At 70.3% G+C, this 20,369-nt stretch carries 19 protein-coding genes and 1 pseudogene; 10 read left to right on the top strand and 10 right to left on the bottom strand.

Features of this window, described 5'->3' with window-relative positions; all coding sequences use genetic code 11:
* The first annotated feature begins 89 nt into the window (after positions 1 to 89).
* On the top strand, positions 90 to 353 hold the full coding sequence (locus tag KY500_RS01400; protein ID WP_219902037.1) for a heavy-metal-associated domain-containing protein: 264 nt from the start codon (positions 90 to 92) through the stop codon (positions 351 to 353).
* Between the two features lie 29 nt (positions 354 to 382).
* A complete protein-coding gene (locus KY500_RS01395; RefSeq protein ID WP_219903233.1) occupies positions 383 to 2,587 on the top strand; it encodes a cation-translocating P-type ATPase in 2,205 nt (734 codons plus the stop codon).
* Here the strand turns inward: KY500_RS01395 and KY500_RS01390 are convergent.
* Together KY500_RS01390 and KY500_RS01385 are read right to left on the bottom strand one after the other, a co-directional pair.
* Positions 2,584 to 3,045 (bottom strand): hypothetical protein, encoded by a 462-nt coding sequence (locus KY500_RS01390; RefSeq protein WP_219902036.1) that lies wholly within the window; start codon positions 3,043 to 3,045, stop codon positions 2,584 to 2,586. The genes KY500_RS01395 and KY500_RS01390 overlap by 4 nt on opposite strands.
* A 26-nt stretch (positions 3,046 to 3,071) precedes the next feature.
* Positions 3,072 to 4,610 (bottom strand): MFS transporter, encoded by a 1,539-nt coding sequence (locus KY500_RS01385; protein ID WP_219902035.1) that lies wholly within the window; start codon positions 4,608 to 4,610, stop codon positions 3,072 to 3,074.
* 105 nt (positions 4,611 to 4,715) lie between these two features.
* On the opposite strand from KY500_RS01385, the gene KY500_RS01380 reads away from it, so the two are divergent.
* The gene (locus KY500_RS01380) at positions 4,716 to 5,255 is read left to right on the top strand and encodes a TetR/AcrR family transcriptional regulator (protein WP_219902034.1); all 540 of its coding nucleotides are present in this window, start codon (positions 4,716 to 4,718) and stop codon (positions 5,253 to 5,255) included.
* Between the two features lie 65 nt (positions 5,256 to 5,320).
* Here KY500_RS01380 and KY500_RS01375 read toward each other — a convergent pair whose 3' ends face one another.
* Positions 5,321 to 6,115 (bottom strand): gamma-glutamyl-gamma-aminobutyrate hydrolase family protein, encoded by a 795-nt coding sequence (locus KY500_RS01375; protein ID WP_255579683.1) that lies wholly within the window; start codon positions 6,113 to 6,115, stop codon positions 5,321 to 5,323.
* Positions 6,116 to 6,255: 140 nt separating this feature from the next.
* On the opposite strand from KY500_RS01375, the gene KY500_RS01370 reads away from it, so the two are divergent.
* Positions 6,256 to 8,421, top strand: a complete 2,166-nt coding sequence (locus KY500_RS01370) for a TPM domain-containing protein (protein WP_255579682.1) — start codon at positions 6,256 to 6,258, stop codon at positions 8,419 to 8,421.
* A 373-nt stretch (positions 8,422 to 8,794) separates the two neighbouring features.
* Here KY500_RS01370 and KY500_RS19680 read toward each other — a convergent pair whose 3' ends face one another.
* The 5 genes and pseudogenes from KY500_RS19680 to KY500_RS01350 form a co-directional block, all read right to left on the bottom strand.
* Positions 8,795 to 9,094, bottom strand: a complete 300-nt coding sequence (locus KY500_RS19680; RefSeq protein WP_370626919.1) for an FAD-dependent oxidoreductase — start codon at positions 9,092 to 9,094, stop codon at positions 8,795 to 8,797.
* Between the two features lie 215 nt (positions 9,095 to 9,309).
* Positions 9,310 to 9,861: pseudogene (locus KY500_RS19675) on the bottom strand (FAD-dependent oxidoreductase); the annotation flags it as partial.
* 38 nt (positions 9,862 to 9,899) lie between these two features.
* Positions 9,900 to 10,400, bottom strand: a complete 501-nt coding sequence (locus KY500_RS01360; protein WP_219902033.1) for a GNAT family N-acetyltransferase — start codon at positions 10,398 to 10,400, stop codon at positions 9,900 to 9,902.
* The gene (locus KY500_RS01355; protein WP_219902032.1) at positions 10,397 to 11,728 is read right to left on the bottom strand and encodes a M20/M25/M40 family metallo-hydrolase; all 1,332 of its coding nucleotides are present in this window, start codon (positions 11,726 to 11,728) and stop codon (positions 10,397 to 10,399) included. The genes KY500_RS01360 and KY500_RS01355 overlap by 4 nt, the downstream gene beginning before the upstream one ends.
* Positions 11,728 to 12,279, bottom strand: a complete 552-nt coding sequence (locus KY500_RS01350) for an alpha/beta hydrolase (protein ID WP_219902031.1) — start codon at positions 12,277 to 12,279, stop codon at positions 11,728 to 11,730. The genes KY500_RS01355 and KY500_RS01350 overlap by 1 nt, the downstream gene beginning before the upstream one ends.
* Positions 12,280 to 12,436: 157 nt before the next feature.
* Between KY500_RS01350 and KY500_RS01345 the strand changes: the two genes are divergently transcribed.
* The 3 genes from KY500_RS01345 (at position 12,437) to KY500_RS01335 (ending at position 14,806) form a co-directional block, all read left to right on the top strand.
* The gene (locus KY500_RS01345; protein ID WP_219902030.1) at positions 12,437 to 13,168 is read left to right on the top strand and encodes a PspA/IM30 family protein; all 732 of its coding nucleotides are present in this window, start codon (positions 12,437 to 12,439) and stop codon (positions 13,166 to 13,168) included.
* A gap of 72 nt (positions 13,169 to 13,240) precedes the next feature.
* Positions 13,241 to 13,900 carry an NADPH-dependent F420 reductase gene (locus KY500_RS01340; protein WP_219902029.1) on the top strand — a complete coding sequence of 220 codons (660 nt, stop codon included), beginning with the start codon at positions 13,241 to 13,243 and terminating at the stop codon, positions 13,898 to 13,900.
* 129 nt (positions 13,901 to 14,029) lie between these two features.
* Positions 14,030 to 14,806, top strand: a complete 777-nt coding sequence (locus KY500_RS01335; protein WP_255579679.1) for an arginase family protein — start codon at positions 14,030 to 14,032, stop codon at positions 14,804 to 14,806.
* Positions 14,807 to 14,868: 62 nt separating this feature from the next.
* On the opposite strand, the gene KY500_RS01330 is transcribed toward KY500_RS01335, so the two are convergent.
* Positions 14,869 to 16,170: an ISL3 family transposase gene (locus KY500_RS01330; protein ID WP_219901511.1), complete on the bottom strand. Its 1,302-nt coding sequence runs from the start codon at positions 16,168 to 16,170 to the stop codon at positions 14,869 to 14,871.
* 181 nt (positions 16,171 to 16,351) lie between these two features.
* Here KY500_RS01330 and KY500_RS01325 point away from each other — a divergent pair, with 181 nt between their 5' ends.
* From KY500_RS01325 to KY500_RS01315, 3 genes are all read left to right on the top strand, one after another.
* A complete protein-coding gene (locus KY500_RS01325) occupies positions 16,352 to 17,164 on the top strand; it encodes a crotonase/enoyl-CoA hydratase family protein (RefSeq protein ID WP_255579678.1) in 813 nt (270 codons plus the stop codon).
* Between the two features lie 208 nt (positions 17,165 to 17,372).
* On the top strand, positions 17,373 to 18,887 hold the full coding sequence (locus tag KY500_RS01320; protein ID WP_219902026.1) for an NAD(P)/FAD-dependent oxidoreductase: 1,515 nt from the start codon (positions 17,373 to 17,375) through the stop codon (positions 18,885 to 18,887).
* Positions 18,887 to 19,297 (top strand): Fe-S oxidoreductase, encoded by a 411-nt coding sequence (locus KY500_RS01315; RefSeq protein ID WP_219902025.1) that lies wholly within the window; start codon positions 18,887 to 18,889, stop codon positions 19,295 to 19,297. Before KY500_RS01320 ends, KY500_RS01315 begins: the two co-directional genes overlap by 1 nt.
* On the opposite strand, the gene KY500_RS01310 is transcribed toward KY500_RS01315, so the two are convergent.
* Positions 19,257 to 20,192 (bottom strand): siderophore-interacting protein, encoded by a 936-nt coding sequence (locus KY500_RS01310; protein ID WP_219902024.1) that lies wholly within the window; start codon positions 20,190 to 20,192, stop codon positions 19,257 to 19,259. The genes KY500_RS01315 and KY500_RS01310 overlap by 41 nt on opposite strands.
* Between the last annotated feature and the right edge of the window lie 177 nt (positions 20,193 to 20,369).

Below are 20,369 nucleotides of genomic sequence, written 5' to 3'. Positions count from 1 at the left end.
CATGAATGTGCGCTAGAGTACCCGGAGGGGGTATCCAAGCCCCGTCTCAGTTTCGGCAGCATCCGGTTCAACACAAGAAGGTTCGTCTCATGGCTCAGCTCGACAGCACTTCCGACACCGTCACCGATTACCTCGTGAGCGGCATGACCTGTTCGCACTGCGTGGCCAGCGTGATCGAGGAGGTGTCCCTGGTCGCCGGTGTGAGCGCGGTGACCGTGGACCTCGTGGCCGGCGCCATGAGCACCGTGCATGTCACGAGCGCCGCATCCCCCGACCTGGCCGAGATCAGGGCCGCCGTGGATGAGGCCGGCTACGACCTGCAGGACCCGGCCCACGCGGGCGCCGCCGCGTGAGCGACCCCGTCGACCTCCTCGTCGGCGGCATGACCTGCGCGTCCTGCGCCGCCCGGATCGAGAAGAAGCTCAACCGACTGCCCGGGGTCGAGGCCACCGTGAACTACGCCACCGACAAGGCCACCGTGCGGCTCCCCGAGGGCACCAGCATCGACGACGCCATCGCCACCATCGTCGCCACCGGGTACACGGCCACCCTGCCCGCGCCGCCCCCGGTCGAGCCCCCGGCCGACGCCCCGGCCATCCCGGATGCCGAGACCGCGGCACTCCGCCAGCGCCTGTTGATCTCCACGGCACTGGCGATCCCGGTGACCCTGCTGTCGATGATTCCGGCCCTGCAGTTCACCAACTGGCAGTGGCTGGCCCTCATGCTCGCCGCCCCGGTGGCCGTCTGGGGTGCCTGGCCGTTCCACCGGGCCGCCTGGCTGAACGCCCGCCACGGCGCGGCGACCATGGACACCCTGATCAGCGTCGGAGTGCTGGCCGCTTTCGGCTGGTCGCTCTACGCCCTGTTCCTCGGCGACGCCGGGGTGCCGGGCATGACCATGCAGCTCAGCTTCAGCATGACCGGCGGCACGGAGATCTACCTCGAGGTCGCGGCCGCCGTCACAGTTTTCATTCTCGCCGGGCGCTACGCCGAGGCCCGTGCCAAGACCAGTTCGGGCGCGGCGCTGCTGGCGCTGCTCAACCTGGGGGCGAAGGACGTGGCTGTGCTGCGCGACTCCGTCGAGCGGCGCATCCCCATCGCCGAGCTGTCGGTGGGTGACATCTTCGTGGTTCGCCCCGGTGAGAAACTCGCCACCGACGGTGTTGTGGTCGACGGCATCTCGGCCATCGACACGAGCCTGCTCACCGGCGAGGCCGTGCCCGTGGAGGTGGGCCCGGGCGACGCCGTCGTCGGCGCCACCGTCAACTCGGGCGGCCGGCTCACGGTGCGCGCCACCCGGGTGGGCGCCGATACCGAACTGGCGCGCATCGGCCGCCTGGTGGAGCAGGCCCAGTCGGGCAAGGCCCCCGTGCAGCGCCTCGCCGACCGGGTGTCGGCGGTGTTCGTCCCCATTGTGTTCGTCATCGCGCTGGGTACCCTGGCCACCTGGTTGGCGCTCGGCGCAGGCGCTGAGCAGGCGTTCACCGCCGCCGTGGCGACGCTGATCATCGCCTGCCCCTGCGCGCTCGGGCTGGCCACCCCCACAGCACTGCTGGTGGGTACCGGTCGCGGAGCACAGTTGGGCGTGCTCATCCGCGGACCGCAGATCCTCGAGTCCACCCGCCGGGTCGACACCATTGTGCTCGACAAGACCGGCACGGTCACGACCGGGAAGATGGCGCTGCTGGAGATTCACGGCATCACACCGACATCGGCCGACGAGGCCTCCCCCACCGAGCTGCTGCGTCTTGCCGGAGCGGCCGAGGCCGGCTCGGAGCATCCGATCGGCGTCGCCATCGCGCAGGGGGCGCTCGAAAGAGTGGGCGCACTGCCGGCCGCCACGGCGTTCGCCTCGGCGCAGGGATTCGGCGTGCAGGCCACGGTCGACGGCCACCTGGTGCTCGTCGGCCGACCACGCTGGCTGGCCGACGAGTGGCAGATCACCCTGGCGGGTGAACTGCGGGCCGCGCTCGACACCGCCGAAGCGACCGGGCAGACCGGCGTCGCCGTGGCCTGGGACGGGGTCGCCCGGGGCATCCTGGTCGTGGCCGACGAGGTCAAGCCGTCGAGTGCGGCTGCCGTGGCACAGCTGATCCGTCTGGGGCTGACGCCTGTGCTGCTCACCGGCGACAACGAGACCGCGGCCCGCACCGTGGCCGCCCAGGTGGGCATCGACGAGGTCTTCGCGGGCGTTCTGCCGGCCGACAAGGTCGAACGGATACGCGCCCTGCAGGCCGCCGGGCACGTCGTGGCCATGGTGGGCGACGGGGTGAACGACGCCGCCGCGTTGGCCGCGGCCGACCTCGGCATCGCTATGGGCACCGGAACCGACGTGGCCATCGAGGCCGCCGACATCACCCTGGTGCGGTCCGATCTGCTGGCCGTCGTCGACGCCATCCGGCTCTCGCGGCGCACCCTCGGCACCATCAAGACCAACCTGTTCTGGGCGTTCGCCTACAACGTGGCCGCGATTCCGCTTGCCGCGCTCGGGCTGCTCAACCCACTGATCGCGGGCGCCGCCATGGCGCTCTCCTCGGTGTTCGTGGTGACCAACAGCCTGCGCCTGCGCGGGTTCCGGGCTCTTTAGCGCGCGGCGCCGGTCGCTCCGTGCCTAGCCGATGGCAACCGCCAGGCCAGGTACGCTGTGGCCGCGCCGACCACACCGAACACGGCCTGCAGCGGATGCGACCCGATCACCGTGAACTGCACGATCTCGAAGACCACGAGCCCGACACCGGCGGCCAGCGACAGGAACCGGGCGTAAGGCCCGCGGCGCCACTGCCAGACCGCGGCCACGGCGAACCCCACGCCCACACAAAGCGTGAGCGCGGCGCCGGGCAGCAGCCAGTCATCGAACGGGCTGCCCTCGAGCACGGCGGGGTCCGCGGCGAGCAGCGAACCGTCGGGAGCGAGCATCAATAGAACCCCGCCGGCCAGCGCGCAGATGCTGGTGACGGCCTCCACTGTGATCAGGGTTTTCTCCGCCCCGGAGCGCACGGGCGGACGACTGGGCGCGAGGGTGCGGTGACTACCGGTTGAGGTCATGCCCTGAGTATCACCCCGGCCAGGGCTTACCGCGAGGGGCGCATGCTGCGGTGCACGGCCACCGCCGCGACGAGCATCAGCACCACGGCGATGAGGGACGTCACGCCCACCCCGCTGTCGAAGGCCGCCCTCGCCGACTCGGTGAGCGCCGCCGCCGGAGCGGTAGGAAGGTCACCGGCCACCCCGAGTGCCCCGCCCAGGGTTTCGCCGGCCTGAGCGGTCTCGGCGCGACCGAGTCCCTCGGGCAGCACCACACTGGCCCGGTAGGACGCCGCGAGAATGGCGCCGAGCACGGCCGTGCCGAGCACCGCGCCGAGCTCGTAGGCGGTTTCGGAGACACCGGCGGCAGCCCCGGCCTTGTCGGCCGGTACCGAGCTGAGGATCGTGTCGTTGGAGATGGTCTCGGCAGCGCCCACGCCCACCGACAGGATGCCGAAGGCGAGCGCCACCACACCGGCGGTGAGGTTGTCCCGCAGCAGGATGATCACGCCGAAGCCCAGGGCCGAGAGCAGGATTCCCGCGACGATCACGAGGCGTGGCGGCACGAGGCGGACGAGATAGGCCGCGGTCAGACCGGCCGCTACCGAGAGCACCGCGCCGGGCAACAACAGCAAGCCGGCGGCGAGCGGGTCGAGGCCGAGCACGAGCTGGAGGTGTTGGGAGACGAAGAAGAGGAAGCCGACCAGGCTGAACACGGCGAGGAAGTTGGCCAGCACCGACCCGGCGAACGGCGCGTGCCGGAACAGGCTCAGGTCGAGCAGCGGATTGGCGATGCGTAGCTGTCGGCGCAGGAACACAGTTCCGGCGGCCAGCCCGAGTGCCAGTGCACCGATGCCGACCAGCCCCACGCCGTCGTGCGTGAGCGTCTTGATCGCGAAGACGAGCGGCGCGAGGGTGAGCAGCGACAGGCTGACGCTGACGAGGTCGATCCGGAGCGGCGCCGGGTCCTTCGACTCGGGGATCAGGAACCCGGCGAGCAGCAGGAGAGGCACCAGGATGGGCACGGCGATCAGGAACACCGATCCCCAGGAGAAGTGCTGCAGCACGACGCCACCGACGATGGGGCCCAAGCTCGAGCCGGCCGCGAAGGCGCCGGCCCATACGGCGATGGCCAGGGTACGCTGGCGCGCATCCAGGAACAGGCTGCGCAGCAGCGACAGCGTGGACGGCATGATCATGGCGCCGAAGAAGCCCATGACCGCACGAGCCGCAATGAGCAGCTCCGCCGTGGGCGCGAAGGCGGCCAGGGCCGACACCACGGCGAAACCGGTGGCGCCGATCAGGAGCAGCTTGCGGCGGCCGACCCGGTCCCCGAGCGTGCCCATGGCCACAAGGAGGCCGGCGAGCACGAGCGGGTAGATGTCGACGATCCAGAGCAGCGTGGTGCTGCTCGGGCGCAGGTCGAGGCTGATGGCCGGCAGGGCGAAGCTGAGCACGGTGTTGTCCACCGAGATGAGCAGCACGGGCAGCATCAGCAAGACCAGGCCCAGCCATTCGCGTCGGCCGGCGCGGTGACCGGTCGGCTCGGCGTCCGAGTGAGTGCGGATGGGGTGCGTAGTGCTCATATCAACCTGGCTGGAGAACGAGTTCCGGGCGGAACGACGGGCTTTACTGCACCATCTGGTACAGCAGAGTATGACTATACCACCAGGTACAGTAAAGTGGCGGTCATGGCCCAACATCGCGACAGCGCGCGGGAGAGCATCCTCACCGCGTTCCAGGAACTGCTCATCGGCACGAGCGGGTCCGGTGCCTCGCTCGAGGCGGTCGCGCAGGCTGCGGGCGTGACCAAGGGTGGCCTGCTCTATCACTTCGGCTCGCGGGACGGCCTGGAGACCGCCCTGATCGAGCGGCTTGAGACGCTCGCCGCGGCAGAGTACGACCGCATGCGCGCGGCACCGAACGGCGCGGCTGCCTACTACGTGACGCTCACCGAGTACGTCGACAGTCCTCTGGACCGCGCCACGCTGGCCGGCGGCACACTGGCCCGGCGCAACCCCCGCGCCCGCGGCGTGGTCCTCGAGATGCGCCGCCGCTACTTCGACATCCTGAATGACGACCTGCGCGACCCCGAACTGGCCCGTGCCACGATGCTGCTGGCCGACGGGCTCTACTACGACGCCACCACTCTTGCCGAACCGTTCGAGCACGAACTCGACGTGCCCGCCTTCCTCTCCCGGATGCGCCCCGTCCCCTCCCGCGAACTGTGACTTAAGCCCCGAAAACTCGGGGTTTTGGGGGCTTAAGTCACAGTTCGCGGATGAGGGAAGCGCGTTTAGGCGGCGCGGGCGGCCTCGGAGCGGGTGAGCGCAATCTGCAGGGAGGCCAGCAGCAGGGGTAGCTGGGCGGCCGGCGCATCCGGAGCCTCGGGGTGCCACTGCACGCCCGTGATCGGCGCAGTGCGGTGTTCCACTGCCTCGACCAGGCCGTCGGGGGCAGTGGCCACGGGCGTGAGGCCCGCGCCGAGCCGGCCGACGCTCTGGTGGTGCGCGCTCTGCACCGAGATGCGGGTGTCACCGAGGGCCGCGGCGAGGGTGCTCGTGGAGCGCAGCACGACGGCGTGGGTCGAGAGGATCTCGTCGATGGGCACGCCGACATTACGGTGGATGCCGTCGTCGATGTGCTGCACGAGGTCGCCGCCGAGGGCCACGTTGATGATCTGCAGTCCGCGGCAGATGCCCAGCAGCGGGGTGCCGCGTTCGGCGGCGCGCTGCACGAGCGCGATCTGGCCCGCGTCGGCGTCGGTGAAGTGCACCGTCTCGCCCTCGTAGCCGGAGTGGGCCCCGTAGAAGCGCGGGTCGATGTCTTCCCCGCCGACGATCACCACGGCGTCGGCCGAGTCGGTGAGGTCGAGCAGGTCGGCGGGGTCGAGGTCCGCGGCGGCCAATCGCACGACGGTCCAGCCACCGTCGGTCCCGGCGTCCACGACGGTGGCGTTGAGGGTCTGCACCTTGGCGTGGTACTCGGGGCGGTCGGGCCGACTGCGGGTGACCTCGACGACGGCGAGGGTGGGGCGGTCTTCGCGGGCCGTGGGCAGGGCGGTCATCGTGGCGAGCGTCTGGGTGGTCATGGCTCGCCTCTCGTGACGTGCAGGGTGCAGCGGGTGCTGGTGTGGCTCCAGTGTGCCCGAGCCGGCCGGCCGGCATCTGGTCGGCGGTAACAGAGCGCAACAGAGCGAGGGGTTCTATGCTCGAGGGAAATACGCCGCACGTGAGCGCTTCCGAGGAAATGGACCCCATGCAGCCAGGCCACCCGCGCATCCGACCGACGATTTCCGGGCTTACCGCCCGCGTGGCAGCGCTCATCGCAATCGTCGCCCTTGCGCTGGTCGGGACCGGGCTGGGAGCGGCCGCGCCGGCCAGGGCGGATGACCCGGTGAACTTCGGCGAGAGCCACATCGTCGACACCGTCGGGGCTCTCGGAGACCGGGAACCCGAGGTGGTCGCCGCCCTCGACGCGCTCTTCGCCGACACCCAGATCGACCTTTTCGTGGCCTACGTGTCGAGTTTCGACGGTGTCGGGGATCCGTCGAATTGGGCCGACCAGACGGCCGTGAACAACGGGTTCGGCGACAGTGACGTGCTGCTGGCCGTGGCGGTCCAGGACCGGCAGTACCAGCTGTCGGTTGCCACGGATTTTGTGTTGGACGAAGCAGAGCTCGCCGCGGTGCAGAGCACCGCCATCGAACCGTCGCTGCGGGTGAACGACTGGGCCGGCGCCGCGATCAACGGGGCCACGGCTATGCAGCAGAGTGTGGCCGGCGAGCCGCTCAGCGACCCGGTGGTCACCCCCGGGGACGCCAGCCCGGGCGGCGGCGGGTTTCCCAATTGGATCGCGGTGCTGCTCGTGCTCGCCGTCGTGGGCGGCATCATCGCCGTGGTGATCTGGGTGCTGCGGCGCCGCGGCACGGCCCCGGTGGCGAGGCCCGGCGGCGCCGAGGCGTCGACACCCGAGCTGAAACGCGACGCCTCCAGCGCCCTCATCGCGACCGACGACGCCATCAAGACCAGCGGCCAGGAGGTGGGCTTCGCCGTCGCCCAGTACGGCGCCGATACCGCTGCGCCCTTCCAGACGGCGGTGGGCGCCGCCGCGGCGAAGCTGTCCGAGGCGTTCACCCTGCAGCAGCGGCTCGACGACGCCGAACCCGACACCGAGGACCAGGTGCGCGACTGGTATCGGCAGATCATCGCACTCTGCACCGAGGCCAACCGGCTGCTCGACGAGCAGGCCGCCGACTTCGACGAGCTGCGGAAGCTCGAGGCCGACGCCCCGGCCGCGGCGGCCGGGCTGGAGACCGAACTGGGGGCCATCGACGCCCGCCTCGACCGGGCCGAGGCCCGGGTGGAGGAGCTGTCCACCCGTTACACGCCCGAGGCGATCGCCACGGTCGCCGACAACCCCGACCAGGCCGCCGAACGGCTCACCTTCGCCACCAACGCGCTGGCCGAGGCCCGCGCGCGACTGGCTGCAAGCGAGCCGAGTGCCGCAGCGGTCGGCATCCGCGCCGCGGAGGAGGCCGTCGACCAGGCGCAGTTGCTCGTCGACGCCGTCGAGAGGCTCGCCGTCGATCTGCAGCGCGCGGAGTCCGGCATCCCGGCGGTGCTGGCCGATCTCGACACCGACCTCGCGACGGCGCGCGAGCTGCCCGCCGCCGGGCAGGCGTCGGCCGATGTTCCGGGTGTGATCGCCCGCACCGAGCAGACGCTCAGCGGTGTGCGCGCCGCTCTGGCGGCCCCGCCGGTGAACCCGGTCGAACTGCTCCAGCGCCTCGAGGCCGCCAACGCCACCATGGATGCCACGCTGCAGGGCGTGCGGAACGCCCAGGTGCAGGCTCAGCGGCTGCAGGCCACGCTCACGCAGAGCCTGCAGGCGGCCCGCAGCCAGGTGTCGGCCGCGGAGGACTTCATCACCGCCCGGCGGGGAGCGGTCGGCGCAGAGGCCCGCACCCGGCTGGCCGAGTCCGGCCGGTTGACCGCCCAGGCCGAGTCTCTCGTGGCGAGCGATCCGGCGGCGGCCCTGGCCGTGTCGCAGCGGGCCGGCTCCCTGGCCGCCGAGGCCACGGCCATGGCGCGCCGCGACGTGGACGGGTTCTCCACCGACGGCGACGACTTCGGTGACTTCTTCGGCGGCGGCGGGGTGAGTCGCCGCGGTGGCAGCAACGGGTCGATGGGCGCCGTGCTCGGGGGAATCCTGATCGGTCAGATCCTCGGCGGTGGGGGCGGCGGCGGCATGTTCGGCGGCGGGGGCGGTTTCGGCGGGATGGGAGGCGGCGGCGGTCGGCGCTCGAGCGGTGGAGGCTTTGGTGGCGGGCGCAGCCCGGGCAGCTTCGGCGGCGGGGGCACGCGCGGTCGCCGCGGCGGTGGCGGCCGATTCTGAGCCGCCCAGAGCGCAGCGCCCTCGAATTGCCGCACAGTCCCCTCGCCGCACCTGGGACGGGGCACTTTGCCGCAACTCGGTGACCTTGCCTCCACCGAGTTGCCGCAAGAGTCCCCGTCCGCACGGCGGAAAAGGCACTCTGCCGCAATTCGCGAGAAGCCCCGCCCGGGCGGCAGCCCCTCCGCCGCGCTCGCGCCGGCGGCGAGCCCTCACCGTGCGCCTGCGCGCCCGCGACTTGCCAGTTGACGCCCCCTCCGGCGCGCCAAATGGGCCCCAACTGTCATCTCACCCAACCACCCGCCCGTGAGATGCCAGTTGAGGCCCAATGGGAGCGCGCCAGAGGGCCTGAACTGCCATCTCACGGCACGCCGGGTCAGCGGGCGAGGGCGAACAGGGGCGGGGCGGGCACGTCGACCGTGAGGTCGGCGAGGATCCGGCCGACGGTGGGGGTGAACTTGAAGCCGTGGCCGGAGAAGCCGGCACCCACGATGACCGGGCCGTGGCGGTCAAGAATGAAGTTGGAGTCCGGGGTAGTCGTGTAGGTGCAGCTGATCTCGGTGAAGGCATCCGGGTCGGCGCCGGGCAGCCACTCGCGGGCGTACCGGCGGAGGGCCAGTAGTTGCTCAGGCTCCGAGGCGAAGTCGCGATGGTCGGGGTCGACGACCGGGCCCACACCGTGCCAGCCGGCCTTGATCCCCTCGCCGGGGTGTGCATGCCGTAGACCGGTGAGCGCCAGTACTCGTACCCGGGCGTGCCGGGCCGGTAGCCGTGGTTGAAGCCCGGCCAGGTGAAGCTCGTATCGAGCGCGGCGAAATGCGCCGGTTGCTCCTGGGTCACCACCAGTCTGGGCAACGGCAGTAGGTCGCCGAGCAGCGAGCCGGTCCAGGCGCCGAGCGTGACGATCACCCGTCGGGCGCGGAACTGCTCGGTGTCGGTGTCGACAAGCACGGAGTCGTCTCCCTGCACCGTGAGGCGGGTGGCCGCCATGCCGTGCTGCACCCGGGCGCCATGGGCGGTCGCGGCCCGCTGCAGGGCCGTCACCGACGCATCCGCGTTCACTCGGCCGGCCTCGGGCGTGTACAGCACGTCGGTATCAAAACGGATGCCCGGCCACCGCTCCGCTGCCGCCTCGACACCGAGCAACTCCGGGTCGAAGCCCACGGCGGACAGCGCCGCATGCACCTCGGCGAACGGCTGCCCCTGCCCGTGGTTCACCAGACCAACCTGCTCGAGCAGCCGGGTGTCGGTCTCGTCCTCGAGCTCGCGCCAGAGCCGCAGCGCCTCCACGAGCATGGCCACATAGATGGGGTCGGTGTAGCTGAGGTTGAAGTTGCGGGAGGCGCCGTGTGAAGCGCCGTTCTTGTGCCCGGAAGCGAAGCGCTCGAGCAGGGTCACGTCGCGGCCCCGGCGGGCGAGCTCCCAGGCGGCGGCCGAGCCCATGGCTCCTCCACCGATGACGAGCGTGTCAACCTGCGTGGTCATGCGGGCAGCATCCTTTCGTAGCAGAGCGAGAACCAGATCGCACTGTAGGGAGGATAGATCGGGATCGGACTATACCCGAGGTGTTCGTAGAGGCGCACGGCCTCGGGCTGGCGGTCGCCGGTCTGCAGGATCAGCCGGCGCGCGCCCCGCTCGGCCGCCGCCGACTCGATCGCGCGGATGAGTGCCTTGCTCAGACCCCGGCCACGGTATTCCGGCAGGGTGACCAAGCGCTTCAGCTCGTATTCCGTGCCGAGCATGCGTAGGGCGGCGTGCGCGGCGGGCACACCGTCGACGGTCGCGATGAGGGTGAGCACCATGGTGTCGGGGTCGATCGCGAACGCCTGCGCCAGCTCGGCGGCGGTCTCTGCCGACGGGTTGTCGAACCGGTCGGCGTAGCGGGGGCCCACCTCCTCGTCCATTGCGCGGCGCAGGCCAACGGCCCGCGGGTCGGCCCAGTCCACGACGTGGAGCTGCACGAGTGCGGGTGCCACCGTCACGCCAGTACCTCCCGCACGGTGAAGTCCAGGGCGGCCACGGTGAGCGCGATCGAATCCACGTCGATGCGTTCGTCGTTGCCGTGGAAGAGCATCCGGAAGGTGCCGTAGTCCCAGCGCCTGCTGAGCAGGCCGAACCCGTAGGCGGGGATGCCCCGGCGGCGGTAGAAGCGGGCGTCGGAGCCGCCGACGCTGAGCACGGGCAGCAGGTCGGCGTTGGGGTAGGCGCGGGCCACGGCCGCACTCAGCGCGGCGAACAGCGGGGTGTCGACGGGCGACCGGGTGGCCGCCTCGAACCTGTCGCCGACGATCTCGATGTCCACCATCAGCTCGCCGAGGGCGTGCCGCAGGTAACCGTCTACCTGGGCGGCGTCGACGCCGGGCAGTACCCGGATGTCCAGGTCGACCGAGGCCAGCGACGGGATGACATTCTCCTTCTCGCCGGCGCGCACGATGTTGGGCGAAATGGTGGTGTGGCTGGAGGCGTGCGCGAAGCCGGCCAGGCTGCCCAGCTCGTGCACCGCGTCGTCGATGCGGGCCGGGTCGGTGAGCCGCTCGGCCAGCTCGGCGGGCAGGCCGAGCACCGACACGTAGTGCCGCCAGTCCGCGGTGATCTGTACGGGGGCCTCGAACCGGGCCAGCCGGCCCACGGCCTCGGCCGCGATCACGGCCGCGTTGCGGGCGCCCCACGGGGCGGAGCCGTGCCCGGGCGTGCCTCGCACCACCAGGCGCCGGCCGGCGATGCCCTTCTCCCCCACCGTGGTGGTGATCGACGGCCGCACGCCCACGGGCGCCCCGCCGGACTCGGTGAGCACGAAGGAGGCGTCGATGAGGTCGAGCCGGTGCTCGGTCATCCAGCCGACTCCGTAGCGGCTGCCGCTCTCCTCGTCCGCAACGGCGGCGAAGATCAGGTCGCCGCGCGGCCGGAACGAACCCATCGCGATGTCGCGGATCACAACCGCGTAACTGGCGGTGAGGTAGAGCATGTCGAGGGCGCCGCGGCCCCAGATCTCGCCGTCGACGAGCTCGGCGGCGAACGGGTCGCGGCTCCAGCCGTCGAGGTCCACGGGCACCACGTCGATATGGCCAACGAGGGCGAGCGACGGCGCGGTCGGGTCGGTGCCGCGGATGCGCGCGATCAGCGACGCCCGCCCGGGGTGCGGCTCAACCACTTCGAGGTCGAGGCCGGAGCCGGCGAAGAAGCCCTCCAGCGTGCGCACACTGCGGAGCTCTCCACCGGAGTCCGCGGTGCCGTCGTTGACGCAGGCGTTGCGGATGAGGTCGCGCAGCAGGTCGACGGTTTGGCGGGTGAGCACCTCCGGGTCGGTCATCAGCGCACCATCCCGCCGAGGCTCTCGGCGAACTCGTCGAGCAGGGCACGGCCGGCCGGCCAGGCGCCGAGCTTGCTCATGATGTTGATGTGACCCAGCTTGCCCACCTCGACGAACCCGGCACCCCAGGCCGCCGCGAGGCTCCGGGCGGTGCCGAGGGCGCAGTACGGGTCGTCGGCGCTGGCGGCAACGAGGGCCGGGGTGCCGAGCACGGCCGGTTCGGCCTCCCGGAAGGTCGGGGCCGCCGACGGGAAGCCCGGTCCTGACCGGTCGGGCGGGGCCACCAGCAGCGCGCCGCGCACCCGCCCGGGGTTCTGCGCCAACCAGGCGCCGACGGCCAGGCAGCCCAGGCTGTGCGCCACGATGATCGTGTCCGGCGTGCTGACGGCCGCGTCCACGGCGGCGACCCAATCTTCGAGATCGGGTTCGTCCCACGAGGTGGGGCGGATGCGCACGGCATCCGTCTGCGTCGCCTGCCACCGGGTCTGCCAGTGCTTCTCGGTGGAGTCGTTGATGCCCGGCACGATCGTCAGGCTCAGGGGGGTGGGCATGGTCGGAATCCTCGACAGTTGTTCGGCTGGGCGTTTCGGCGTGTGAACTCACACTATCCGTCCCCTCTGTATCCCGTCCTGACCTGGGTCACACAGGTACTTGCGGAGGTGAACGCGGTAGTTTCTAAGCGTTGACCCCCTTCGAAAGGACACTCACATGACCAAGCAGTCGATCTTCGGCCGCATCGCCCAGCTCACCAAGGCGAACATCAACGCGATGCTGGACTCCGCGGAAGACCCGAAGAAGATGCTCGACCAGATGGTGCGGGACTTCACCAACAGCATCGCCGACGCCGAAAGCGCGATCGCCGAGACCATCGGCAACCTGCGGCTGCTCGAAGACGACCACCGCGAAGACGTGCAGGCCGCCGGCGAATGGGGCCGCAAGGCCCTGGCCGCCAGCCGCAAGGCCGACGAGCTGCGCGGCGCCGGCAACACCGTGGACGCCGACAAGTTCGACAACCTCGCCAAGGTGGCCCTCGGCCGCCAGCTGCAGTCCGAGAAGGAGGCGAAGGACGCTGAACCGCAGATTGCCAGCCAGAGCGCGATCGTGGAGCAGCTCAAGACCGGCCTGAACACCATGAAGACCAAGCTGAGTCAGCTCACCTCCAAGCGCGACGAGCTCATCGCCCGCTCCAAGACGGCGGCCGCGCAGGCCCAGGTGATGGACGCCGTGAAGAGCATCGACATCATGGACCCCACCAGCGAGGTCAGCCGCTTCGAAGACAAGATCCGCCGCGAGGAGGCCAAGGTGCGCGGCGCCAGCGAGCTCGCCGCCTCCAGTCTCGACGCGCAGTTCGAGAGCCTCGACGACCTCGGCGAACTGACCGAGGTGGATGCCCGCCTGGCCGCTCTGAAGGCCGGCACGCCCTCGTCGATCGAGCAGTAGCGCACGGCGGAACAGCGCCTCACACGGAACGGCCTCGGGAACATCCCGGGGCCGTTCTGTAGTGTCACGGTCATGACAACTCTCGGAATCATCGGTGCCGGACTTATCGGCAGTCAGCTCGCACGCCTCGGCGTGGCCAACGGATACGACGTCGTGGTGAGCAATTCCCGCGGCCCCGCCACCCTCGACGGGTTGATCGCGGAGTTGGGGCCGCGCGCTCGCGCGGCACTCCCGGCCGAGGCGGCCTCGGCCGGCGACCTCGTCATCGTGACCATTCCGCTGCACGCCATCGACACGCTGCCGGTTGCCGACCTGGCCGGCAAACTTGTGATCGACACCAACAACTACTATCCCGAGCGGGACGGCAACATCGTCGCCCTCGACGAGGAGACCACGACCACCGCCGAGCTGCTGCAGGAGCTGCTGCCCGAGTCGCGGGTCGTCAAGGCGTTCAACCACATCTACGCCGCCGACCTCAGCACAGACGGTCTCCCCGCGGGAGCCGAGAACCGGCGCGCTCTCATTGTGGCCGGCAACGATGCCGAGGCCCGCGAGAGCGTCAGCGCGCTTCTGGACGACTTCGGATTCGACAGCGTCGACCTCGGTCCGCTCGCCGAGGGATGGCGCATTCAGCGCGACACCCCGGGCTACGGCACGCGCCTGGACGCTTTCGAGCTGCGCGAGGCCGTGACCGCGGCCATCCGTTACCGCGATATGCCGCAGGCCCTCTAGCCGGCGGGCCGGCGGTGGTGGCCCGCGAACTGGCAGATGCGGCGGGCGGCGGGCAGGGAGCATACTGAGGGGGTGTCCCCCAACTACGTGGTCGTCCCACAGTGGCAAGGTTCTGTTTCCCCCCGCGCTATGCGCCTCGTCGACGGGGCGGAGGCGATCCGGGGCGACCTGCCCTCTTCGGTCACGTACCCCGTGGACGTTCCCGTCGAGGCCGGCGACTCGCAGGACACCGGCATCCACCGGTTCTCGTCGCTGGTGGCGGTGCGGGATCGTCAGTTGGCGGTGTTGCGCACCAGCTCCGAGCCCGTGCTCACCATCGGCGGTGACTGCGGAGTCTCCTTCGGCGCCGTGGAGCACGCGTCCCGCCGGCATCCCGGGGAGATCGCGCTGGTCTGGTTCGACGCCCATCCCGATCTGCACACCAGCGAGTCCTCGCAGTCGGGTGGTTTCGGCGGCATGGTGCTGCGCGCCATCCTCGGCGACGGCGTGGACGGCCTCGCGCTCGGTCCCGATGCGCGACTGACGCCCGACCGGGTGGTGCTGGCCGGCGTGCGCGACATCGACCCGGCCGAGGATGTCTACATCACCGAGCAGGGCATCCCCCTGGTGCCGGTGGAGAGCTTCGGCACGCCCGACGCCATCGTGGCCGCGGTCAAGCGCACCGGCGCCGGTCACATCTACCTACACATCGACCTGGATGTGCTCGACCCGGCCACCATCGTCGGACTGTCGAACATCTACCCGTTCGGGCTGGCCGTGGAGAACCTCACGGCCGCGATCGTGGCGTTGCGGGCGGAGTTCAGCTTGGCCGGGGCCACCATCGCGGGCTTCGCGCCGTCCTCCCCCGAGGCCGCCGGCGACGACCTGCCCAGCATCCTGCGCATCATCAGCGCCCTCACCCGCTAGTCCCCCCCTCCGCGAACTGTGAGTAAAGCCCCAAAACCTGGCTCTCCTGACTCTTCCGTGGGTCATTTCCGGCCCGGGAGGGCTGGTCGGTGGCCGCCGAGGCTGAGCATGGCGAGGCTGATGAGGGCGTCAGGTGAGGCGAAGCCGAACGCGATTCTGGTGAGGAGTCTGATTTTGGTGTTCATGGATTCGATGCGGCCGTTGGAGAGGTTGTGTTCTATCGAGGCGAGGATCGCGACGCGGTGCTTCACGATGCTTCGTTGCAGCTTCACGAACGCGGGGATGCGGCAGCGGCGAGCCCAGGCGACCCATTTGTCGAGGGCTTCCTTGGCCTGGTCGAGCGGGAGTTTGAAGATGACTCTGAGGCCTTCTTTGAGGTAGTAGGCGCGGGCCAGTCGGGGGTCGGTTTGGACGATCCAGGCCAGCTTGGTTTGTTGTTTCTCGGTGAGGTTCTCGGGGTTTTTCCAGAGCGCATAACGGCTGTTTCTGATGCCGGCCGCGCGAGCGCTGTCGGGGCGTTCGGGGGCTCCGTTCCGGGGTCGGCCGCGGCCCCGCGCGGCGTCATTGATGCGGGCGGCTTTGCGGGCGTCGTTCCAGGCTGCGCGGCGGACTTCGTCGAGGGCTTCGGTGGCCCATTTGACGACGTGGAACGGGTCCGCGCAGCGCACCGCGTTCGGGCAGCGGGCCGCGACAACGTTGGCGATCCAGGCCGCACCGTCCGCGGAAACATGCGTGATCTGTGCGGAACGCTCGGGGCCGAGGGCGTCGAAGAACGTGCCGAGGGTGGCTTTGTCTTGGCCCGGTGCAGCCCAGACGAGACGACCGGTGTCGTGGTCCACGACGATGGTGAGGAACTTGTGGCCACGCTTGTAGGAGATCTCATCGATCCCGATGCGGGTGAGGCCATCGAACGGGTCGTGCAGGGTCGCGGCGTCGTCCCAGACCCGGGTGACGATCGCGCCGACGGTGCGCCAAGCGATGCGCATCAACGCGGTAACCGCGGTCTTGGAAGACTGCGTAGCCAGCCACGCGACGTGGTCGTCGAAGAGGTAGGTATGTCCGGCCTGGTGCCGAGCCCACGGCACCGACGCGACCGTGACGCCATGCTCACGGCACGCCACCCGGCGGGCGTCTGCCTCGAGAACGACCTGGATGATGCCAGCATCCAGGCTCCGCCAGCGTCGTCGACCCTCACCACGGTCGTAGCCTGGGCTGCGCCGGTGGCACAGCCCACACCGGTTCCGGGCCGCTTTCATCGGCCGGACCGCGACGACCAAAACGCCCGCATCGTCGTCGTAATCGACGTCGTCAACGATGGTCTTTTCGACACCGAGCAGAGTCCGCCATATCCTTGCAGTACGCACGCCGTTTTCCGTTCTTCAGTTTCCAACCTTTGACAGTCAGAAACCTAGACAGAAAGCGGCGTGCGCTCGTTAAGCCACGCGGAAACCACCCACGGATATGTCAGAAGAGCCCAAAACCTCGGGTTTTCGGGGCTTTACTCACAGTTCGCGGGAGGTACGGAACGATCGAAGGAGATCACACGTGACCACGGATGACCCGCGCGTCCTGCTCGAACAACCGCGCGTCCTGCTCGAACGCCGGGGGCACCTGCTCCTGATCGGGTTGAACCGGCCGGAGAAGCGCAATGCGGCGGACTTCGCCCTGCTGCAGCAACTCGCCCTGGCCTACGGGGAGCTCGAGCGTGACCCTGAGCTGCGGGTGGGCGTGCTGCACGCCGTCGGAGAGCACTTCACCGCCGGGCTCGATCTGGCCGACATCGGCCCGCGGCTGGGCCCCGAGGGGCTGGACATGGTGCCGGACGGCGGCATCAACCCGTGGCAGGTCGACGGTACCGCCCTGAGTAAGCCCGTGGTCATGGCCGTGCAGGGAACCTGCCTCACTCTGGGCATCGAGCTGATGCTGGCCAGCGACATCGTCGTCGCCGCGGAATCCACTCGGTTCGGGCAGATCGAGGTGAGCCGGGGAATCCTGCCCTTCGGCGGAGCCACGATCCGGTTCCCGCGCGCGGCCGGCTGGGGCAATGCGATGCGCTGGCTCCTCACCGGCGACCTGTTCGACGCCCGCGAGGCCCACCGGATGGGCTTGGTGCAGGAAATCGCGCCCAACGGCCGCCAGCTGCATCGCGCCATCGAACTCGCCGAACGGATCGCCGCGCAGGCCCCGCTGGCCGTGCAGGCAACGCTGGCCAGCGCCCGCACCGCTCTGCGGGACGGCCCCGCCGCGGCCGAGGCCGAACTGCAGCCCGCCCTGGCCCAGCTGGCCGGCACGACGGACGCCCGTATCGGCATGGAGGCGTTCCTCTCCCGCACCCCGGCCGAGTTCCAGGGCCGGTGACGGCCGCTCCCCACCACCGCACGCTTCTGAGTTGCCAGTTCACGCCCCCACCCGAGGGTCTACCGGGCGTCAACTGCCAACTCACCGGGATGAGTGTTGCTGAGTTGCCACTTCGTGCCCGCTCAACGACCGGGAGAGGGCGTCAAGTGGCAAGTCGGCGGATGGCGAACTCTGGCTTCCTCCCGGGTACGGTCGGTAGGCTGCGACGATGAGCGACACGACCTCGACACCCGACACAACTCCGACATCAGCCACCCCCTCGACGCCTGCCGCCCGCAGCTATGACGTCATCGTGATCGGCGCCGGCGCCGTGGGCGAGAACGTGGCCGACCGCACGGTGCAGGGCGGGCTGACGACCCTCATCGTGGAGGCCGAACTGGTGGGTGGCGAATGCTCCTACTGGGCCTGCATGCCCTCCAAGGTGCTGCTGCGCAGCGGCGCGGTGCTCGCCGCCGCCCGCCGGGTGGCCGGCGCGGCCGAGGCCGTGACCGGGCAGGTCGACGTGGCGGCGGTGCTCAAACGCCGCACCGAGTTCACCCACGACTGGAACGACGAGAGCCAGGTCGAATGGCTCGATTCCGCCGGTATCGACCTGCTGCGCGGGGCCGCCAGGCTCAGCGGCATCCGCGAGGTGACCGTCGAGACCGCGGATGGCCCGGTGATCGTCACCGCGAAACACGCCGTCGTGCTCAGCACCGGCTCCAGCGCGCTGCTGCCCGACATCGACGGCCTGGCCGACGTCTCCCCGTGGACCAGCAGGGACGCCACCTCGGTGAAGCACGTACCCGGCCATCTCGCCATCATCGGCGGCGGTGTCGTGGCCGTGGAGATGGCCGCCGCGTACCGCTCGCTGGGCGCGAAGGTGACCTTGCTCGTGCGCAGCTCACTGCTGCGCGACCAGGAGCCCTTTGCCGGCGAGATGGTGGCCACCGCCCTCACCGATGTGGGGGTGGAGGTGCTCACCGGCGCGAGCCCCACCCGCGCCCGACGCACCGACACGGGCGAGGTGACCCTGGTTCTCGCCGACGGCCGCACGGTCACGGCCGACGAGGTTCTCGTGGCCACCGGCCGCACGCCACGCACCCAGGACCTGGGCGTGGAGACCGTGGGACTGACCCCCGGCGACTGGGTGAGCGTGGACGACACCATGCTCGTGCAGGGTGACTCCCCCGTGTTGGCCGGTGACTGGCTCTACGCCACCGGCGACCTCAACCATCGGGCCCTCCTCACCCACCAGGGCAAGTACCAGGCCCGCGCCGCCGGCGACGTCATCGCGGCGCGCGCCGCCGGCCTCGCCGTGGACGACGCCCCCTGGGGCACCCACGTCGCCACCGCCGACCACGCGGCCGTGCCGCAGGTCACCTTCACCGACCCGGAGGTCGCCTCGGTCGGGCTCACCGCCGCCGCAGCGGAGAAGGCCGGATACCGCACCCGGGTGCTGGACTACGACCTCGCCGGCGTGGCCGGCGCGAGCGTTCTGGCCGACGGGTACACCGGCCAGGCCCGCGCGGTCGTCGACCTCGATACCGAGACGCTGCTCGGGGTCACCTTTGTGGGCGCCGGGGTGGGTGAGATGCTGCACTCGGCCACCATCGCCGTCGTCGGCCAGGTGCCGATCAAGCGTCTCTGGCACGCCGTGCCCAGCTACCCCACCCTCAGCGAGGTCTGGCTGCGGCTGCTCGAGGAGTACGGTCGCCCGCCCGCGGCCTCCCGGGTGAGTTGATGCGGCGCATCCTGTTCGACTCACCGCTCAGCCGGGCCGGGTACCTCTACGCCACGACGGTCGGTTTGATCTGGGGCGCGATCTGGAGCACCGGCCGCATCGAACGCCGAAACGGCCTGGTCGTGTTCCGCGGCCTTCCCGCCTGGGCGTTCGGCCGCGGCGGCTCCTGCGTGGGCGCGGTCTACCTCACCAACCAGAACGTGACGGCGGATGTGCTCGAGCACGAGGCCGTGCACAAGGTGCAGTGGCAGCGTTACGGCATGCTGTTCCCACTGCTGTACTTCATCGCGGGGCGCGACCCGCTGAAGAACCGCTACGAGATCGAAGCGGGCCTGGAAAAGGGCGGCTACCTGCGGAAGAAGCGGGTGGTCACGCGTGCTCCGCGCGACCGTCGCGCCAGTACCCCATGAACGCCACCTGACGGCGGTCGATGCCGACGTCGGTGACGAGGAATCGGCGCAGACGCTTGATCACACTGGCCTCCCCGGCCAGCCAGGCGTAAAGCTCGCCGTCCAGGCCGGACCCGTCGGGCACCTCCCAGAGGATGGACTCGTCGACGTCGATCTCGGGGAGCACTGTGTCGCTGTGGTGGGCGGTGATGAACCTGGCGGTCCAGCTCCGGGCGGCGGCTTCGAGCCGTGACCCGTGGGAGGCGCCGTTCCGGGCCAACCAGGTCACGGTGACCCCGTCGGGAGCGTTGGTCTCGTGCGCGTCGCCGTCTTCGGGCACCTCGATGTAGGCGCAACCGCGAGCGGTGCGCGGCAGGGCCGAGAGGATGGCGCAGATGGCCGGAGCGGCCGTCTCGTCGCCGGCGATGAGGACCGTGTTGGCGTTGCCGGGGGCCCACTCGATGCCCACGATCGGGTTGTCGCCGTCGGCGACCGGTCCGACGATGGCGACCTCGTCGCCGACGATCGCGGCGCGCACCCAGCGCGACGCGGGTCCGGCGTCACCGTGAGTGACGAAGTCGATGTCGACCTCGCGGTGCTCCGGGCGGGCGTGCCGCACCGTGTAGGTGCGCAGCGGATTGCGGTGCTCATCGGGCAGGTCCCGCCAGGTCTCGTACCAGGAGTCGGTGCGAGGGAACGGTGAAACACCTACCCCGGGCAACGGCAGCACCAGTTTGATGCGCTGGTCGAGGCCGGCGGTGCCGAATTCATGCAGGTCGGGGCCCGTGAAGGTCACCCGGGTGAAGTTAGTCGACAGCCGTTGGACGCGCGCCACGGAGACGGCGAACGGGCGGTAGCTGGGGCGCGGTGCCCGCACACGTGCGGTCGGCGCAGGAGCGACTGTCGAAGTAAGCATGCCCTTAGTATGGCATGCCTAACCTCAGTATGACCCTGGGAAGGGTCTGCCAACTGAGAGATCGAGCCGGCCCCCGCTGATACCGCGAGCCCCTCCGCGCTCGAGCCAGCCGATCGTCGATCGAGCCTGTCGAGATCCCGCGAGCCGACCTCTGAGCGCAGACATGCTCACCGGGTC

This window comes from Cryobacterium sp. PAMC25264, assembly GCF_019443325.1.
Lineage (GTDB): Bacteria > Actinomycetota > Actinomycetes > Actinomycetales > Microbacteriaceae > Cryobacterium.
This window is presented reverse-complemented; position numbering and strand designations above follow the sequence as displayed.

Coding starts and splice junctions, on each gene's coding strand:
- KY500_RS01400 (WP_219902037.1), top strand. CDS start 90: ATGGCTCAGCTCGACAGCACTTCCGACACCGTCACCGATTACCTCGTG.
- KY500_RS01395 (WP_219903233.1), top strand. CDS start 383: ATGACCTGCGCGTCCTGCGCCGCCCGGATCGAGAAGAAGCTCAACCGA.
- KY500_RS01390 (WP_219902036.1), bottom strand. CDS start 3,045: ATGACCTCAACCGGTAGTCACCGCACCCTCGCGCCCAGTCGTCCGCCC.
- KY500_RS01385 (WP_219902035.1), bottom strand. CDS start 4,610: ATGAGCACTACGCACCCCATCCGCACTCACTCGGACGCCGAGCCGACC.
- KY500_RS01380 (WP_219902034.1), top strand. CDS start 4,716: ATGGCCCAACATCGCGACAGCGCGCGGGAGAGCATCCTCACCGCGTTC.
- KY500_RS01375 (WP_255579683.1), bottom strand. CDS start 6,115: ATGACCACCCAGACGCTCGCCACGATGACCGCCCTGCCCACGGCCCGC.
- KY500_RS01355 (WP_219902032.1), bottom strand. CDS start 11,728: ATGACCGACCCGGAGGTGCTCACCCGCCAAACCGTCGACCTGCTGCGC.
- KY500_RS01350 (WP_219902031.1), bottom strand. CDS start 12,279: ATGCCCACCCCCCTGAGCCTGACGATCGTGCCGGGCATCAACGACTCC.
- KY500_RS01345 (WP_219902030.1), top strand. CDS start 12,437: ATGACCAAGCAGTCGATCTTCGGCCGCATCGCCCAGCTCACCAAGGCG.
- KY500_RS01340 (WP_219902029.1), top strand. CDS start 13,241: ATGACAACTCTCGGAATCATCGGTGCCGGACTTATCGGCAGTCAGCTC.
- KY500_RS01335 (WP_255579679.1), top strand. CDS start 14,030: ATGCGCCTCGTCGACGGGGCGGAGGCGATCCGGGGCGACCTGCCCTCT.
- KY500_RS01320 (WP_219902026.1), top strand. CDS start 17,373: ATGAGCGACACGACCTCGACACCCGACACAACTCCGACATCAGCCACC.
- KY500_RS01315 (WP_219902025.1), top strand. CDS start 18,887: ATGCGGCGCATCCTGTTCGACTCACCGCTCAGCCGGGCCGGGTACCTC.
- KY500_RS01310 (WP_219902024.1), bottom strand. CDS start 20,192: ATGCTTACTTCGACAGTCGCTCCTGCGCCGACCGCACGTGTGCGGGCA.